Source organism: Bacillus cereus group sp. BceL062 (assembly GCF_051780025.1).
GTDB lineage: Bacteria > Bacillota > Bacilli > Bacillales > Bacillaceae_G > Bacillus_A > Bacillus_A toyonensis.
Genome location: NZ_JBPWGY010000027.1, coordinates 1 through 17,709, shown reverse-complemented (window position 1 = coordinate 17,709; position 17,709 = coordinate 1). Strand labels below are relative to the sequence as shown.

Genomic DNA, 17,709 nt, shown 5'->3' with positions numbered 1-17,709 from the left:
TGATGATGGCAGAGAGGTCACACCCGTTCCCATACCGAACACGGAAGTTAAGCTCTCTAGCGCCGATGGTAGTTGGGACCTTGTCCCTGTGAGAGTAGGACGTCGCCAAGCTATTTATATCATCGCGGGGTGGAGCAGCACGGTAGCTCGTCGGGCTCATAACCCGAAGGTCGCAGGTTCAAATCCTGTCCCCGCAACCAATGGTCCCGTGGTGTAGTGGTTAACATGCCTGCCTGTCACGCAGGAGATCGCCGGTTCGACCCCGGTCGGGACCGCCATTTTATATAAAGAAAAGAACGAAACAAGTTGTTTCGTATTTTTTTATTTGTTTTAACAAAAAACTAATAAAGACAGTCAAACTATCCTTAGGACAACTCCTAAGGACTTTTTTATATATTCAAAACCTGTATAATAAAGAGCAGAGAACATTGTGAGTAAAGTAGGTGAAGTCTGTGAGTAAATATGAAGTAACAACAAAATCTTCTGAGGAAACACAAAGATTATCAGAAAAACTAGGTGAACTTGCCCGGGCACAAGATGTAATTATTTTAGAAGGAGATCTTGGAGCTGGTAAAACGACTTTTACAAAAGGGCTAGCAAAAGGTCTTGGCGTGAAAAGAGTTGTAAATAGTCCTACCTTTAACATTATTAAAGAATATAAAGGAAGATTGCCGTTATATCATATGGACGTGTATCGTTTAGCGGAAAGTGAAGAAGACTTAGGTTTTGATGAGTACTTCTATGGTGAAGGAATTACGGTAGTAGAATGGGCTCATTTGATAGAAGCATATTTACCGAATGAAAAGTTACAAATTAGTTTATTCCATGCTGGAGATGACACAAGGAAAATTGTACTCGAGCCAGTTGGAGACCGTTATATTAGATTATGTGAGGAGCTATTACAAGATGAAAGTACTAGCAATTGATACTTCAAATTACGTAATGGGTGTATCCCTTATTGAGGAAGAAAACGTAATTGGGGAAATCATTACAAATTTAACAAAAAACCATTCTGTACGCCTTATGCCAGCTGTAGAGCAACTATTAAAAGAATGTGGTGTAAAACCAAAAGAATTAACTAAAATCGTTGTGGCTGCTGGACCTGGATCATATACAGGTGTTCGCATAGGTGTGACAGCGGCAAAAACATTAGCTTGGTCACTTCAAATACCAATCGTAGGTGTATCAAGTTTAGAAGTAGTAGCTGCAAACGGTGCTAACTTTAGTGGGTTAATTTGTCCTTTATTTGATGGAAGACGTGGACAAATTTATACTGGATTATATACATATGAAGGAGAGCAGTTAACTTCAATAGAAGAAGATCGAATTATTCTTATTGTAGACTGGTTGCAAATGTTAAAAGATAAAGGACAGCCTGTTTTATTTATCGGTAACGATGTTAAATTGCATAAAGAAACAATTATAGAACATTTAGGCAATCAAGCTGTATTTGCTCCTTTCACTAAAAATAACCCAAGACCAAGTGAGTTAGCTTTCTTAGGGTTACAAAAAGAGGAACAAGATGTACATTCATTTGTTCCTAGTTACCTTCGTTTAGCTGAAGCTGAAACAAAGTGGTTAGAAAGTCAAAACAAGTAGGAGCTTGCAGAAGATGGATATGATATTTAGAAAGATGGAACTCGATGATATCGCTCAAATTGTAGCTATTGAAGAAGCATCTTTTTCAACTCCTTGGACTGCAGATGCCTTTCAACGTGAATTAACGATGAATGAACATGCACATTATGTTGTGCTAGAAAAAGATGGCCTTGTAATCGGGTATTGTGGATTGTGGATAATTATTGATGAATCACATATCACAAATATAGCTATTTTGCCAGAATACCGAGGTCAAAAGTTAGGAGATGCCCTATTAAAAGAAGTTATTTCCGTAGCGAAAGAACTAGGGGTAAAAACAATGACGCTTGAAGTACGCGTATCAAATGAAGTAGCAAAGCAGTTATACAAAAAATACGGATTTCAAAATGGTGGAATTCGTAAACGATACTATGCAGACAATCAGGAAGATGGTCTTGTAATGTGGGTGAATATATAATGGAAAAAAATACGATTATACTTGGTATTGAAACAAGCTGCGATGAAACAGCAGTAGCAGTTGTTAAAAATGGAATGGAAATCATTGCGAACGTCGTTGCATCACAAATTGAAAGTCATAAGCGTTTTGGCGGGGTTGTACCAGAGATTGCATCCCGTCACCATGTAGAAGAAATTACAGTTGTGTTAGAAGAAGCTTTAAAAGAAGCGAATATAACTTTCGAGGATATTGATGCAATTGCTGTAACAGAGGGACCCGGTTTAGTAGGAGCACTTTTAATAGGAGTAAATGCAGCGAAGGCGGTAGCCTTTGCACATGATATTCCTCTAGTTGGTGTTCATCATATTGCTGGCCATATTTATGCGAATCGCTTAGTAAAAGAAGTTCAATTCCCACTACTATCACTTGTTGTATCTGGTGGACATACAGAACTTGTTTATATGAAAGAACATGGTTCATTTGAAGTGATTGGTGAAACACGAGATGATGCAGCAGGAGAAGCATATGATAAAGTAGCTCGTACGCTATCTATGCCGTATCCAGGTGGTCCTCATATTGATCGCCTTGCGCATGAAGGGAAGCCAACAATTGATTTGCCTCGTGCATGGCTAGAACCCGATTCGTATGATTTCAGCTTTAGTGGATTGAAATCAGCAGTTATCAACACTGTGCATAACGCAAAACAACGTGGTATAGAAATTGCACCGGAAGATTTAGCGGCAAGCTTTCAAGAGAGTGTAATTGATGTACTTGTAACGAAAGCATCTCGTGCAGCAGAAGCGTATAATGTAAAGCAATTGCTTCTTGCTGGTGGAGTAGCTGCTAATAAAGGGCTTCGTGCACGTCTAGAAGAAGAGTTTGCACGAAAAGAAGATATAGAGCTAATTATCCCGCCGTTATCTTTATGCACAGACAATGCAGCAATGATTGCAGCTGCAGGTACAATTGCATACGAACAAGGAAAACGTGCGACATTAGCTTTAAATGCAAACCCAGGCTTAGATATTGAAGCATAGTTATACACAAAATTAACCACAGCTTGTGGATAAAACCCATATTATCTGTTGATAATGTGGGTTTTATTGTGTATATAAACTGTTAATAACTTTTTTGTTAAATGTGGATAATGTGGAAAAGTTATTTTGATGTTTATTTTATAAAGGTGGATATGTGTATAACATTGTGGATAAAACGGATGAAGTCTGACCTTTAAATGAATTCTTTTTCGGGAAATAAAAACGAGAAGATATCCTAAAAAACTTTTGAAAAATCCTCCTCTTATCATATTGGTTGCTGCAAATGTCAATTTTTGTCGGGAAAACGATGTTTCTTGTCGAATTGTTTATATATTTTAAGTTAAGGTATGTGCATTCAAAAAATCGTCGATATAATTTCATGTACTACGAAACTGATTCTAAAGGGAAATAAAAAGGATGTCATCTAGTCAAAAATCCTCGACTGATGAGACATCCTTTTTGTTTAAATTAGCTTATATATGCAGTTCTTCCCATTCTGCCATACAGGCTTCAAGTTGTTCTTGTAATGTTTGTTTTTTCGTTGTAATCTCACTAGCCTTTTCATAATCTGCATATATTTCTGGTAAGCAAAGCTGATCCTCTAACGTAGCAATTTCTTCTTCTAAGCTTACGATGTTTTGTTCTAGTTCTTCGATTTTTCGAGTGCGTTGACGTTCTAATTGTTTACGCTCTTTTTCTTCGAGATAATTTAATTTTTCTTGAGCTACAGTTTTTTGAACAGGTGCCTGATTTTCTTGCTGTTCTTGTTGTTCAAATGCTGCGCGTTCAATCATTTCATTTTTCTTCTCCACATAGTAATCGTAATCACCTAAATACTCTTGCGCACCTTCTGTTGATAACTCGACAACTGTAGTCGTTACGCGATTAATGAAGTAGCGGTCATGTGAAACGAATAGAAGAGTTCCTGGATAATCAATTAAAGCATTCTCCAAAATTTCTTTACTATTTAAATCAAGATGGTTCGTTGGCTCATCGAGAATTAATAAATTGGATTTTTGCATCATAAGTTTTGCGAGAGCTAATCGGGCCTTTTGTCCACCACTAAGAGAAGATACTGGTTTTAGTACATCATCCCCTGTGAATAAAAAATTACCTAGTATAGTGCGAATTTCTTTTTCGGGTTGAAGCGGATATTCATCCCATAGTTCATTTAAAACGCGCTTAGAAGATGTTAAGTTAGCTTGCTCTTGATCATAATAACCAACAGATACATTTGATCCGAAAGCAACATCTCCATGTAATAGCTGTAACTTATTCACAATGGATTTTAATAATGTGGATTTTCCAATTCCATTCGGTCCAACTAAGGCAACACTATCTCCCCGAGTTAAGCGCATATTTACATGTTCAATAATAGGATCCTCATCATAACCGATGGTTGCATCTTTTACTTGTAAAACATCATTTCCACTTTGTTTTTCAATATCGAAGTGGAATGAGGCTGATTTAGAGTCACCTAATGGTCTGGTTAATAATTCCATTCTATCTAATTGTTTACGACGGCTTTGTGCACGTTTTGTCGTAGATGCACGTGCTATATTTTTTTGAACGAAGTCCTCAAGTTTAGCGATTTCATCTTGTTGCTTTTCGTAACGCTTCATTTCTTGTTCGTATAGGGCTGATTTTAAGTCTAAATATTTACTGTAGTTACCAACAAATCGTCTGCTTTCTTTATTCGAAATTTCATATACTTGTGTAACAAGCTTATCTAAGAAATAACGGTCATGAGAAACGATTAAAATTGCGCCAGGATAACCTTGTAAGTATTGCTCAAGCCACGTTAATGTTTCGATGTCTAAATGGTTTGTAGGCTCGTCTAAAATAAGTAAGTCTGGTTTCGTTAATAATAATTTCCCAAGAGCTAATCTCGTTTTTTGTCCGCCACTTAACGTAGAAATTGTCGTCTGATGCGTTTCAACAGGGAAACCAAGACCGCTTAAAATGGAGCGAATATCTGCTTCATACTGATAGCCGCCTTGATCTTTATAATCTAATTGCAATTGGTCATAATCAGCTAATAATTTTTCATATGTAGCGGCATTTGAAAAGTTTTCTTCTTTTCCCATTTCTTGCTCTAGCCTTCGAAGTTTTGTCTCCATTTGCTGTAGGTGTGTAAAGACGGTTAGCATTTCATCCCAAATTGTTAATGATGTTTCTAATCCAGTATTTTGAGCTAAATACCCAATTGAGACATCTTTCGGTTTTATAATTTCGCCGCCATCATGAGATAATTCACCGGCGATAATTTTTAATAATGTAGATTTTCCGGCTCCATTTCGTCCAACTAAAGCGATACGATCTTTCGTTTGCACTTCCAATTTTATGTTTGCAAGAATCGTTTCGGCACCGTATAATTTTGAAAGCCCGTTTACTTGTAATAAAATCAATGTTTTCACCTCAAATAATTTCTTAACTTTGCCATGTTTATATTTCTCAATCATACTAAAAATAGTGTATAGTTTAAAATAAAGAGAGAATACTTCTTCTCTTTATTATACAAGGAAATTCATAAGTACTAAACTTCTGTATTCGATTCAAGTATATGAATAAAGATAGGAAGAGAGGAGAGGTTATATGGATCAGCAGAAAATTCCGCAAGCCACTGCTAAACGATTGCCTCTATACTATCGATTTATCCAAAACTTATCTCTTTCTGGTAAGCAACGTGTTTCATCAGCCGAATTGAGTGAAGCGGTAAAGGTTGATTCCGCAACTATTCGAAGAGATTTCTCATACTTTGGAGCATTAGGGAAAAAGGGATATGGATATAACGTAAATTATTTATTATCATTTTTCCGTGAAACACTCGATCAAGATGATATAACACGTGTAGCGCTTATTGGAGTAGGTAATTTAGGGACCGCTTTCTTACATTATAATTTCACGAAAAACAATAATACAAAAATTGAAATGGCATTTGATGTTAGTGAAGAGAAAGTTGGAACAGAAATCGGGGGTATTCCTGTATATCATTTAGATGAATTAGAAGAAAGGTTATCAAATGATATACAAGTGGCAATATTAACAGTACCCGCTACAGTAGCGCAATCTGTAGCCGATAGATTGGCAGAAACAAACGTGCACGGTATTTTAAACTTCACACCAGCACGTTTAAATGTGTCAGAGAATATAAGAATTCATCATATTGATTTAGCTGTAGAGCTACAAACGCTTGTTTACTTTTTAAAGAATTATCCACAATAAAACGCAGAGGAGGTGACCTCTGCGTTTTATTATTGTTTTTTCTTTGTGAATTTAACTAATATAAGGCGAAGTGCCAAATTAAAATCAATTGTTGCCATAACTGCAAATAGTATTGTCCACATATTCCAGATTGTATCTGTCACGTTCGTAATGGCGAAACGTGTAAAGATACATCCGAGAAGGAAATACAATGCAGCCATGAACAATGGTGAGTTTCTCATACAAAAAATCCTCCGATAAAGCCTTGCATTTTTTCAGCTTCTTTAATCATTTCTTGAATTTGTTCATTGCTCATGAAAATCTGTCCAATGGCAACTAATGTATTCATTGCTACATGGGCTGCTATAGGAACGATAATACGTTTCGTTTTTACATATAAGAAGGCGAATACGAGCCCCATAGAAGTGTATACCAATAGGTGAGTAAAATCAAAATGAATCGCTGCGAATACGAGTGAACTAATAATAGCAGCAACGAAGAAATTAAATCTCTTATAAAGTGTACCAAATAAAATTTTTCTAAATACGATTTCTTCTAAAATAGGTCCGATTATAGATATAACAATAAGGAACCAAGGTGTCGTTCTTGCGATGTCCATAAGTCGGTCTGTATTCTCAGATCCAGGTGTAATCCCTAATAGATACATTTCAATCATACCTGCAATACTTTGTGAGATGATTGCTAAGAAGAACCCGATAAAAATCCACCCGATTGTAGCTGGAACAGAAGAGCGCATTGCATCTAAATGCCTGTCACGAATATCTGTTCTAAGTAACCAAATTACAACGCATAGTGCAATGAAAAAGCTAATAATAGACCAATGTCCGGTTATTAGTTGAAACTTTTCCTCGTTGGTAAATCCTCTATTATCGTATAGTCCGGTTTTCAGAAGAAGTGGTAATCCGGCAATACCCGACAATTGCATTAAAATGTATGTAACGATAATCCACCAATATTGTTTCTTCAAATGGTTTAACCATCCTTTCTAACTCTAGTGTATGAGATAAGGCAGGATAACATGTAATATGCTACCTACGATATAAACTTTCATTCGAATTATGTTTTTTTGTAAATCTGCATTGGAAATTAAAATAGAAGACAGGAAAAAGTTGTGTGTGTAGCGAAAACAACTTAGGGTGTCTTTCATATTGTAACATACGAGTAGTGGAAACAACGATTCATATAGTAAAGGTAGTAGAAGAAGGATTTTATATAGAAGAGTATATATAGTAATTTGCGAAAAAATTATGATTTTTTTACTTGCAAAAGAAATTGAGATTATTTATTATTATAAGTGTGTTAGCACTCGGGTGACTCGAGTGCTAATAAAAAATTTACATAACACAATGAGGAGGTTATTGTTCATGCTAAAGCCATTAGGTGATCGCGTTGTAATTGAGCTTGTTCAAGCAGAAGAAAAAACAGCAAGTGGTATTGTATTACCAGACACTGCAAAAGAAAAACCACAAGAGGGTAAAGTTATTGCAGTAGGTACTGGTCGAGTGCTTGAAAATGGTGAGCGTGTTGCTTTAGAGGTAGCAGCAGGTGATCTTATCATCTTCTCAAAATATGCAGGTACTGAAGTAAAATACGAAGGTACAGACTACTTGATTTTACGTGAAAGTGACATTTTAGCAGTTATCGGTTAATTATATAAATCTTAAAAATTCCAAGGGGGTCAATTATTATGGCAAAAGATATTAAATTTAGTGAAGAAGCACGTCGTTCGATGCTTCGCGGTGTCGACACTCTTGCAAACGCAGTAAAAGTAACGCTTGGACCAAAAGGTCGTAACGTTGTACTTGAGAAAAAATTCGGTTCACCACTTATTACAAATGATGGTGTAACAATCGCAAAAGAAATCGAATTAGAAGATGCATTCGAAAACATGGGTGCAAAATTAGTAGCAGAAGTTGCTAGCAAAACAAACGATGTAGCTGGTGACGGAACGACAACTGCAACTGTATTAGCGCAAGCTATGATTCGTGAAGGTCTTAAAAACGTAACAGCTGGTGCAAACCCAATGGGTCTTCGTAAAGGTATCGAAAAAGCTGTTACTGCTGCAATTGAAGAATTAAAAGCGATTTCTAAACCAATCGAAGGTAAATCTTCTATCGCACAAGTAGCTGCTATTTCTGCGGCTGACGAAGAAGTAGGTCAATTAATCGCTGAAGCAATGGAGCGCGTTGGTAACGACGGCGTTATTACTTTAGAAGAATCTAAAGGATTCACAACAGAATTAGACGTAGTAGAAGGTATGCAATTTGATCGTGGATATGCATCTCCTTACATGATTACTGATTCTGACAAAATGGAAGCTGTTCTTGATAACCCATATATCTTAATTACTGACAAAAAGATTTCTAACATCCAAGAAATCTTACCAGTATTAGAGCAAGTGGTACAACAAGGTAAACCACTTCTTATCATTGCTGAAGATGTAGAAGGCGAAGCTTTAGCTACATTAGTAGTGAACAAACTTCGTGGTACATTCAATGTAGTGGCTGTTAAAGCTCCTGGATTTGGTGACCGTCGTAAAGCAATGCTAGAAGATATCGCAATCTTAACTGGTGGCGAAGTAATCACTGAAGAATTAGGACGTGACTTAAAATCTGCTACAGTTGAATCTTTAGGACGCGCTGGTAAAATCGTTGTAACGAAAGAAAACACAACTGTAGTTGAAGGTATTGGAAACACACAACAAATCGAAGCTCGCATCGGTCAAATCCGTGCGCAATTAGAAGAAACAACTTCTGAATTCGATCGTGAAAAATTACAAGAGCGTCTTGCTAAATTAGCTGGTGGCGTAGCAGTAATTAAAGTAGGTGCAGCAACTGAAACTGAGTTAAAAGAGCGCAAACTTCGCATTGAAGATGCACTTAACTCAACTCGTGCAGCAGTAGAAGAAGGTATCGTTGCAGGTGGTGGTACTTCACTTATGAACGTATACACGAAAGTAGCTTCTATCGTAGCTGAAGGCGACGAAGCAACAGGTATCAACATCGTACTTCGTGCACTAGAAGAGCCAGTTCGTCAAATCGCAATCAACGCCGGTCTAGAAGGATCTGTAGTTGTAGAGCGTCTAAAAGGCGAAAAAGTAGGCGTTGGTTTCAACGCAGCTACTGGCGAATGGGTTAACATGCTTGAGTCTGGTATCGTAGATCCAGCTAAAGTAACTCGTTCTGCACTTCAAAACGCAGCATCTGTTGCAGCTATGTTCTTAACAACTGAAGCTGTAGTTGCTGATAAGCCAGAACCAAATGCACCAGCAATGCCTGACATGGGCGGCATGGGCATGGGCGGTATGGGCGGAATGATGTAATAAGCATCACTCTGTGAAGCTGTTCAATGTATAAATAGTTAATTAGAAGAAGGCTACTTCCTTGATAAAAGGAGGTAGTCTTTTTTGTTGTTAAGATGTATATAAAAGGTTTCTGGAAGATCGCAAGTTTAGAGAGAGAATGGAGGGGAATATTCAAGCTTCTTTTATTACGGTAATATTCAATATAATTCCAATTGAATATATAATTCTTTTAACATTTATGATACAGTCAAAAGGGATTTTTCTTATTTTTTAGTCGAGATAATAAGTCTCCTAGTTCTTATTGTCTATGAGAGAAGATGGCGGTAGCCTAGTTAGTGAGGTATATGATGCAGATTAAAGAAAATTTGGGTAGAAACATTTTTTCGAAAATATTAGTAGTATGTGGTTTTGCGATGTTTGTCATTACACTTTATAATTCATTTCAAATAGAGAAATCTACCTATTCCTCGGTCGCTGTGTTAATTCTGGAGATAGTAGCAACTATTTTGGTGCTCGGAATAATATCATTTTTAGCAAATCGTTTTTTAACAGTTAATCAATTTTTGCTCATTCTCATAGTTACAGCCTTTGCAATTAGGTTGTTATGGATCATTTTTGAAAAAACAGTACCTATCTCGGATTTTTCTGTAATGTATGAAAGTGCTCAACAAGCTGTAAAGGGTAATTTTGCATTTATTACAGATGAATACTATATGAGTTGGACATACCAATTGGGATTCACATATTATGAGGCTATATTAATAAAAATTTTTGGTAATCATCTGTTTATATTGAAGTTATTTAATATTTTTTGGAGCGTAGGTACTGCCGTGATTATTTATTTTATGGGTAAAACCATTTTTAATGAATACAGTGCGAGAACTGCGGCAATATTTTACGCGTTTTACATACCTAATATTATCTATAGCTCTGTATTAACAAATCAATATATTTCTACCTTTTTCTTTTTTTTAGGACTGTATGTTTTAATTACAAAAGGTTTTTCAACTAAATACGGTTGGGGTTTAACAGGGTTACTGTTAAGCATTGGAAATATTATGAGACCGTTAGGAAGTTTCTTTTTATTGGCGGTTTTTGTTTATGTATTAATTTATAAGATACTTCCGTTTAGAAAAAAAGAAACGTTAAACTACGTAAAAAAATTAGTGGGAATAGTGATTGTATATTTTCTAGTGATGCAAATTGTAAGTATTTTCTTAATGAACACGGGATTAGCGAAAAAACCATTGTCGAACCAAATGCCATATTGGAAATTTGTTGTGGGATTCAATTATGATTCGATTGGTGGATGGAATCAGCCAGATGTTGTTTACCTTAGTCAATTTAAACTTGGGAAGGAAAGAAATGATGCTTCCATTGCTTTGATCAAGGACAGATTGAAGGACAAAGAGAAAGTTCGTCAATTACTTGTATTGAAAGTTGAAAAAATGTGGAGTAATCCTGATGATGCACCTGGTTGGGCTTTGGAGTGGGGGGAACTGAATAAACCACACTTACAACAAATGCTGACAAAATATGAAAGGCTTATGTATATTACATGTTGTATATTTGCGATTGGTACCATTTCATTATATAGAAGAAATGATTCAATATATCCTCTTTTATATATTTTGTTTGGCGGATATATGGTTATTCATTTGTTTGTCGAAGTTCAAACTAGGTATCGTTTTGACATTTTGCCCGTTATTTTTTTATTTGTGGGATACGGGGTATTTGTAATGAAAAATGGTGTTACACGATTAATGGGTAGAAAACAACAGAAAAAAGTTGAATAATAGGATAAAACACAAAAAACATTTCTATATGGAAATGTTTTTTGTGTTTTAGTGGGAAAGAAATTAATTTCTGTAGAATTTTGTCGCTTTCTCTCTTGACCACATCGACACTTCATTGTTAGAATCTAGGAAGATAATATAAAACGATCCTTCATATATCCTCAATGATATGGTTTGAGAGTCTCTACCGGGTTACCGTAAACAACCTGACTATGAAGGCAGTGTGTCTTATATTTATAAAGAGCGGAGACTATCTTTCTTTATAAAGCCAGACCCCTGCCTTTTCTTTGTTATGAGACTAGAGGCGGAGGACTGGCTTTTTTTATTATATTGGTAATGCTTTTCGCCAAATTGGTGAAAATATTTATATACGAGAACTAACGTTGGGGTGATTATTTTGAAAAAGCAGCACGATACAATTATCGTTTTAGATTTTGGAAGTCAGTACAATCAGTTAATAGCACGTCGAATTCGTGAGTTCGGTGTATACAGTGAACTTCATCCACATACAATTACTGCAGAAGAAATTAAAGCAATGAATCCAAAAGGGATTATTTTCTCTGGTGGACCAAATAGTGTATACGGTGAAGGTGCATTACATTGTGATGAAAAAATCTTTGAACTAGGATTACCGATTTTCGGTATTTGTTACGGTATGCAGCTTATGACACAACACTTCGGTGGTAAAGTAGAACGTGCAAACCACCGTGAGTACGGAAAAGCTGTTCTTAAAGTAGAGAACGAATCAAAATTATATACGAACCTTCCAGAAGAGCAAGTTGTATGGATGAGTCATGGTGACTTAGTAACTGGTTTACCTGAAGGATTCGTAGTAGACGCAACAAGCGAGTCTTGCCCAATTGCTGGTATGAGCAATGAAGCGAAAAACTTATACGGTGTACAATTCCACCCAGAAGTACGTCACTCTGAGCACGGTAACGATTTAATTAAAAACTTCGTATTCGGCGTATGTGGTTGTTCTGAAGGATGGAACATGGAGAACTTTATCGAAGTAGAATTAGAGAAGATCCGTGAAACTGTTGGAGACAAAAAAGTACTATGCGCACTTAGTGGCGGTGTAGATTCTTCTGTTGTAGCAGTATTAATTCATAAAGCAATTGGCGACCAGTTAACATGTATTTTCGTTGACCACGGCTTACTTCGTAAAGGTGAAGCAGAAGGCGTTATGAAAACATTTAGCGAAGGCTTCCATATGAACGTTATTAAAGTGGATGCACAAGAACGCTTTATGAACAAGTTAAAAGGTGTAGAAGATCCAGAACAAAAACGTAAAATTATCGGTAACGAATTCATTTACGTATTTGATGATGAAGCTTCTAAATTACAAGGTATGGACTTCCTAGCACAAGGTACACTTTACACAGACATCGTTGAAAGTGGTACAGCAACTGCACAAACAATTAAATCTCACCATAACGTTGGTGGACTTCCGGAAGACATGCAATTCAAATTAATTGAGCCTTTAAACACTTTATTTAAAGATGAAGTACGTGTATTAGGATCTGAATTAGGAATTCCTGATGAAATCGTATGGCGTCAACCATTCCCAGGTCCAGGACTTGGTATTCGTGTATTAGGTGAAATCACAGAAGAGAAATTAGAAATCGTTCGTGAATCTGATGCGATTTTACGTGAAGAAATTATTAAAGCGGGCTTAGACCGCGAAATTTGGCAATACTTCACTGCGCTTCCTGGTATGCGTAGCGTAGGTGTTATGGGTGACGAGCGTACTTACGATTACACAGTAGGTATCCGTGCAGTAACATCTATCGACGGTATGACAGCTGACTGGGCACGTATCCCTTGGGACGTATTAGAGAAAATCTCTGTACGTATCGTAAACGAAGTAAAACACGTTAACCGTATCGTGTATGATGTAACGAGTAAGCCACCAGCAACTATTGAGTGGGAATAGTATTATAAAAAAGATCCATCTTTTGCTCATGCATAGATGGATCTTTTTGTTTTCAGTATTAATACGAACGAAAATATGAAATTTTATAAAATTGTTCGTTTTTAAATTGACAAAAATACTTTCAAGAGTTAATATGAGTATGTAATTCAAACGAAAAGTGAATATTATGCCGTCGTATAATATCGGGGATATGGCCCGAAAGTTTCTACCTAGCTACCGTAAATGGCTTGACTACGAGGCGTTTTTATAAAGATGAGGGGAAACTTGTCTTTGTTTATAGAACGCTTCCATGTATATGCAATGGAAGCCTTTTTTATTTTTATAGATAAAAGAGGGCTAGGGTGAAATGCGGCGAGTAATCATATAACGGGGGAAACGTAGGATGAAACGCTATTTTCAATTTGATGAGCTCGGTACGAATTATAAGACTGAGTTCATAGCAGGGTTAACGACATTTCTATCTATGGCTTACGTACTATTTGTCAATCCTGCTACGCTGTCACTTGGAAATGTTAAAGGGTTACCAGCAGGTACAGGAATGGATCCAGGTGCAGTATTCGTTGCGACAGCATTAGCGGCCGCGATCGGTTCGTTAATTATGGGTATTTTCGCAAAGTATCCAATTGCTTTAGCCCCAGGTATGGGAATTAACGCGTTCTTTGCTTATACAGCAGTTTTAACGATGGGTATTCCGTGGCAAACAGCAATTGCCGGAACGTTAATGTCAGGTATTATCTTTATTATTCTTACAGCTTCAGGTATTCGTGAAAAAATCATTAATGCAATTCCATCGGAGTTAAAGTTTGCAGTAGCAGCAGGTATCGGATTGTTCATTGCCTTTCTTGGATTCCAAAATGCCGGAATTATCGTGAAAAATGATGCTGTTCTTGTTGGGTTGGGGGACTTAACAAAGGGCACAACGTTACTAGCAATCTTTGGGGTTGTTACTACGATCATCTTCATGATTAAGAAAATCAATGGTGCAGTATTTTACGGTATGATTCTTACAGCGATCTTAGGAGTGGCAACAGGATTGATTGATACTCCGAAAGCTGTAGTGGGAGCGATACCGAGTCTAGAACCAACGTTCGGTGCTGCGTTAACTCATTTCGGAGACATTTTCACTATTCAAATGGGGATTGTAATTATAACGTTCTTCTTTATCGATTTCTTTGATACAGCAGGTACGCTTGTAGCGGTTGCGAATCAAGCAGGATTAATGAAGAACAATAAATTACCACGTGCAGGAAAAGCATTATTCGCAGATGCAATTGCAACTGTAATTGGTGCGATCTTAGGTACATCAACAACAACGTCTTACATTGAATCGTCTGCAGGGGTAGCAGCGGGAGGACGTTCTGGATTTACAGCTGTTGTAACAGCAGGATTCTTCTTACTGGCACTATTCTTCTCGCCATTATTAAGTGTTGTAACACCAGCTGTAACGGCACCAGCTTTAATTATTGTAGGGATCTTAATGGTTTCTTCTTTAGGAGAAATCGACTGGAAGAAGTTCGAGATTGCAGTACCGGCATTCTTTACTATCATTTCAATGCCGCTTACGTATAGTATCGCAACGGGAATTGCGATTGGATTTATCTTCTATCCAATTACAATGGTTGTGAGTGGTCGTCGTAAAGAGGTTCATCCGATTATGTATGTTATGGGAGTTTTATTCGTACTGTATTTCATCTACGTTCGTAAATAAAGGGGTTTTTGAAAGGTCTAGACTTAAGGGGAGTCTAGGCCTTTTTTGCGTCTTCAGAAAATCTTAAGGATTTCCGAGCGTTTTTCTTCAGAAGTTTTCCTATAATAGAAGTTAGGGATAAAAAATGAATGGGGGAAATATTATGGCCGGGGAAACAATACTTGTCGTAGATGATGAAAAAGAAATTAGGAATCTTATTACAATATATTTAAAGAACGAAGGATATAAAGTACTGCAGGCCGGAGATGGAGAAGAAGGGCTACGTATGTTAGAAGAGAATGAAGTACATTTAGTTGTGTTGGATATTATGATGCCGAAAGTAGATGGTATTCATATGTGTATGAAAGTAAGAGAAGCGAAAGAAATGCCAATTATTATGCTTTCTGCGAAAACGCAAGATATGGATAAAATTTTAGGGTTAACAACTGGTGCAGATGATTACGTAACGAAACCGTTTAATCCGTTAGAGTTAATCGCGAGAATTAAATCCCAGTTACGTCGTTATATGAAAATGAATGGTTTCGCTATACAAAATGAGGACGAGTTAGAAATTGGAGAGATGAAAATAAACATTTCGACCCATAAAGTTATTGTAGATGGAGAAGAAGTGAAACTAACTCCGAGGGAATTTTCAATTTTAGAATTACTAGCCCGTAATCCAGGTATGGTCTTTAGCGCGGAGCAAATTTATGAAAAGGTGTGGAACGAACGATCTTTCCAGTCTGATAATACTGTAATGGTGCATATTCGAAAAGTACGTGAAAAGATTGAGGAGAATCCAAGGAAGCCTAGATATATAAAAACAGTATGGGGAGTGGGGTATAAGATTGAAAAAGATATTTAATCCGTTTACTTATGTAAGGAAAACAAGAGAATTAATTGAAAAATTAGTAAAGGGCGTACGGAAGAGTATAAGAATTCAATTGATTACTACTTTTGCTGCTTGTGCGTTATTAGGAGTTTTGTCAGCGAAAGCAGCTGCGCCATTTTTTGAGAATGCGAATCGTCAAGCGACTATCGATTATCGAGCTGGTATGGAACAAATTAATTACCAAGCTCAAAGAGCAGCGAATAGTTCGGTTCATGAAAATAAATTAGAAGCTATATCTAATATGATCGAAATGGAGAATCAAAATTTAGAGCGAGGAAATAGAGCTTTAAAAATATTGGTTACTGATGAAAGTGGTAAAGTTTTATATAAAACAAAGCAGGCGCAAGAAGAGCAAATCGATTTGCATAATACGATTCGTAATGCAGCATCATTTGCGATTAATTATACAGATGGTAGAAATGAATTTGAAAGTACAAGAAAAGAGTTTATAGCTTTTTCACCTATTACTATTGAAGGAAAGAATTTGTACATGTTTGTTAGCGGAATTCCAGAGGGAGAGGTAATGTATGACACGCAAGAAGGACCATTTCCGTTTTTAATTGGTGTCCTTGTATTCATTTTCTCTTTTTTCTATATAACAAAGAGAAAGATGAAGCAAATTGAAGCGATGGCAGAAGGTGTAAAGGAAATAGAAAAAGGTAACTTAGCGTACCGTATTGAGAAGAAAGGTGAAGATGAGATTGCGTCTTTAACTGAGAATATTAATAATATGGCGGAAGAGCTTATGAATAATATAGAAAAGGAACGTAAATTAGAGAAGCAAAAGAATGAGCTTATTACGAATGTATCTCACGATTTACGTACACCACTTACTTCTATTATGGGTTACTTACGATTACTTCGAGATTCTAAATATGAAAATAAAGAACAACATGATGAGTATACGAGAATTGCTTTTGCAAAGTCGGAGCAGTTAAAAAATTTAATAGAAGATTTATTTGAGTATACGAAGTTAACGAATGAACAAGTTGTATTAGAAAAACAAGAAGTATGTATAAATGAGTTACTGGAACAATTAATAGAAGAATTAGTACCGCAAGCGGAAGAGCGTGGACTTACGTTTGTTAAGAAATTTCCTGAGGAACGTGCCTATGCATCGGTTGATTCGGAAAAGATGGTCCGTGTATTTGATAATTTACTAATGAATGCGATTAAGTATAGTAAAGATGATGGAGAGATAAAAGTTTCTCTTCAAAGACAGCGCAAGCGCAGGGATATACAAATTGTTATAGCAAATCATAGTGAAGAGTTTACGAGAGAAGAATTAGGGAACTTGTTTGAACGTTTTTATAAGAAGGATCAATCCCGAAGTAGAGTAACGGAAGGTTCGGGACTTGGATTAGCTATTGCGAAAAGTATTGTTGAATTGCAGGGGGGGAGTATTCGAGCTGAATATGAGGATGGTATTATTCAATTCATCGTCGCGTTACCTATTATAGAAAAATAATAAATGAATAGAATGTTCTATGGTAAAAAAGGCGTATTTTAAAAGGAATACGCCTTTTTATATTTTTTTAGAAAAACATGTTGACGATTAGAGTACAGAGGTGTAATATAGAACAAGTCGCCGATGCAATAACGCAGAAAACGACAAACGAAATAAAAAACTTAGTTGACATTGAAACATGAAGATGTTAACATAAGGGAGTCGCAAATGAGCGACCGAGTAGTTCTTTGAAAACTGAACGAAACAAACAACGTGAAACGTCAATTTTTATTTTTAGATGCTAGACAAACTAACTTTATTGGAGAGTTTGATCCTGGCTCAGGATGAAC

At 36.5% G+C, this 17,709-nt stretch carries 15 protein-coding genes, 2 tRNA genes, 1 rRNA gene and 2 riboswitches; of the genes, 15 read left to right on the top strand and 3 right to left on the bottom strand.

All coding sequences use genetic code 11. The features are described 5' to 3' along the window. The 7 genes from rrf to tsaD all read left to right on the top strand — a co-directional run. Window positions 1-111: ribosomal RNA gene (gene rrf, locus ACS2MN_RS30480) — 5S ribosomal RNA — on the top strand; the annotation flags it as partial. 12 nt (window positions 112-123) lie between these two features. Continuing rightward, window positions 124-200 (top strand) — tRNA-Met (locus ACS2MN_RS30475). Window positions 201-202: 2 nt separating this feature from the next. Further along, window positions 203-278 (top strand) — tRNA-Asp (locus ACS2MN_RS30470). A gap of 174 nt (window positions 279-452) precedes the next feature. After that, complete coding sequence (tsaE, locus tag ACS2MN_RS30465; RefSeq protein WP_000049641.1) at window positions 453-926, top strand: tRNA (adenosine(37)-N6)-threonylcarbamoyltransferase complex ATPase subunit type 1 TsaE; 474 nt, start codon at window positions 453-455, stop codon at window positions 924-926. Next, complete coding sequence (tsaB, locus tag ACS2MN_RS30460) at window positions 907-1,599, top strand: tRNA (adenosine(37)-N6)-threonylcarbamoyltransferase complex dimerization subunit type 1 TsaB (protein WP_000865744.1); 693 nt, start codon at window positions 907-909, stop codon at window positions 1,597-1,599. The genes tsaE and tsaB overlap by 20 nt, the downstream gene beginning before the upstream one ends. Window positions 1,600-1,612: 13 nt before the next feature. After that, window positions 1,613-2,056: a ribosomal protein S18-alanine N-acetyltransferase gene (gene rimI / locus ACS2MN_RS30455; RefSeq protein ID WP_000367202.1), complete on the top strand. Its 444-nt coding sequence runs from the start codon at window positions 1,613-1,615 to the stop codon at window positions 2,054-2,056. Continuing rightward, window positions 2,056-3,072 (top strand): tRNA (adenosine(37)-N6)-threonylcarbamoyltransferase complex transferase subunit TsaD, encoded by a 1,017-nt coding sequence (tsaD, locus tag ACS2MN_RS30450; RefSeq protein WP_346995176.1) that lies wholly within the window; start codon window positions 2,056-2,058, stop codon window positions 3,070-3,072. The genes rimI and tsaD overlap by 1 nt, the downstream gene beginning before the upstream one ends. Before the next feature lie 473 nt (window positions 3,073-3,545). Here tsaD and ACS2MN_RS30445 read toward each other — a convergent pair whose 3' ends face one another. After that, entirely contained in the window at window positions 3,546-5,480 is a 1,935-nt protein-coding gene (locus ACS2MN_RS30445; RefSeq protein WP_000602175.1) for an ABC-F family ATP-binding cassette domain-containing protein, read from the bottom strand. 187 nt (window positions 5,481-5,667) lie between these two features. Between ACS2MN_RS30445 and ACS2MN_RS30440 the strand changes: the two genes are divergently transcribed. Beyond that, the gene (locus tag ACS2MN_RS30440; protein WP_000372701.1) at window positions 5,668-6,297 is read left to right on the top strand and encodes a redox-sensing transcriptional repressor Rex; all 630 of its coding nucleotides are present in this window, start codon (window positions 5,668-5,670) and stop codon (window positions 6,295-6,297) included. A 29-nt stretch (window positions 6,298-6,326) separates the two neighbouring features. Here the strand turns inward: ACS2MN_RS30440 and ACS2MN_RS30435 are convergent, their stop codons facing one another. Both ACS2MN_RS30435 and ACS2MN_RS30430 read right to left on the bottom strand, forming a co-directional pair. Further along, the gene (locus ACS2MN_RS30435) at window positions 6,327-6,518 is read right to left on the bottom strand and encodes a YdiK family protein (protein ID WP_001246201.1); all 192 of its coding nucleotides are present in this window, start codon (window positions 6,516-6,518) and stop codon (window positions 6,327-6,329) included. After that, window positions 6,515-7,264 carry a CPBP family intramembrane glutamic endopeptidase gene (locus ACS2MN_RS30430; protein ID WP_000745318.1) on the bottom strand — a complete coding sequence of 250 codons (750 nt, stop codon included), beginning with the start codon at window positions 7,262-7,264 and terminating at the stop codon, window positions 6,515-6,517. The genes ACS2MN_RS30435 and ACS2MN_RS30430 overlap by 4 nt, the downstream gene beginning before the upstream one ends. A 397-nt stretch (window positions 7,265-7,661) precedes the next feature. On the opposite strand from ACS2MN_RS30430, the gene groES reads away from it, so the two are divergent. From groES to ampS, 7 genes are all read left to right on the top strand, one after another. Next, window positions 7,662-7,946: a co-chaperone GroES gene (gene groES, locus ACS2MN_RS30425; RefSeq protein WP_000917306.1), complete on the top strand. Its 285-nt coding sequence runs from the start codon at window positions 7,662-7,664 to the stop codon at window positions 7,944-7,946. A gap of 38 nt (window positions 7,947-7,984) precedes the next feature. Continuing rightward, the gene (groL, locus tag ACS2MN_RS30420; protein WP_001029987.1) at window positions 7,985-9,619 is read left to right on the top strand and encodes a chaperonin GroEL; all 1,635 of its coding nucleotides are present in this window, start codon (window positions 7,985-7,987) and stop codon (window positions 9,617-9,619) included. 329 nt (window positions 9,620-9,948) lie between these two features. Next, window positions 9,949-11,397 (top strand): glycosyltransferase family 39 protein, encoded by a 1,449-nt coding sequence (locus tag ACS2MN_RS30415; protein WP_098710266.1) that lies wholly within the window; start codon window positions 9,949-9,951, stop codon window positions 11,395-11,397. Between the two features lie 131 nt (window positions 11,398-11,528). Then, a riboswitch (purine riboswitch) is annotated at window positions 11,529-11,630 on the top strand. A 164-nt stretch (window positions 11,631-11,794) separates the two neighbouring features. Beyond that, window positions 11,795-13,333, top strand: coding sequence for a glutamine-hydrolyzing GMP synthase (gene guaA / locus ACS2MN_RS30410; protein WP_000743919.1), 1,539 nt, complete (start codon window positions 11,795-11,797; stop codon window positions 13,331-13,333). A 152-nt stretch (window positions 13,334-13,485) separates the two neighbouring features. Continuing rightward, window positions 13,486-13,587, top strand: a riboswitch (purine riboswitch). A gap of 128 nt (window positions 13,588-13,715) precedes the next feature. Beyond that, window positions 13,716-15,041, top strand: coding sequence for an NCS2 family permease (locus ACS2MN_RS30405; protein WP_000833078.1), 1,326 nt, complete (start codon window positions 13,716-13,718; stop codon window positions 15,039-15,041). A 142-nt stretch (window positions 15,042-15,183) separates the two neighbouring features. Further along, window positions 15,184-15,885 carry a response regulator transcription factor gene (locus ACS2MN_RS30400; RefSeq protein WP_000896765.1) on the top strand — a complete coding sequence of 234 codons (702 nt, stop codon included), beginning with the start codon at window positions 15,184-15,186 and terminating at the stop codon, window positions 15,883-15,885. After that, window positions 15,869-17,380 carry an aminopeptidase AmpS gene (ampS, locus tag ACS2MN_RS30395; RefSeq protein WP_346995175.1) on the top strand — a complete coding sequence of 504 codons (1,512 nt, stop codon included), beginning with the start codon at window positions 15,869-15,871 and terminating at the stop codon, window positions 17,378-17,380. The genes ACS2MN_RS30400 and ampS overlap by 17 nt, the downstream gene beginning before the upstream one ends. The last annotated feature ends 329 nt before the right edge of the window (window positions 17,381-17,709 follow it).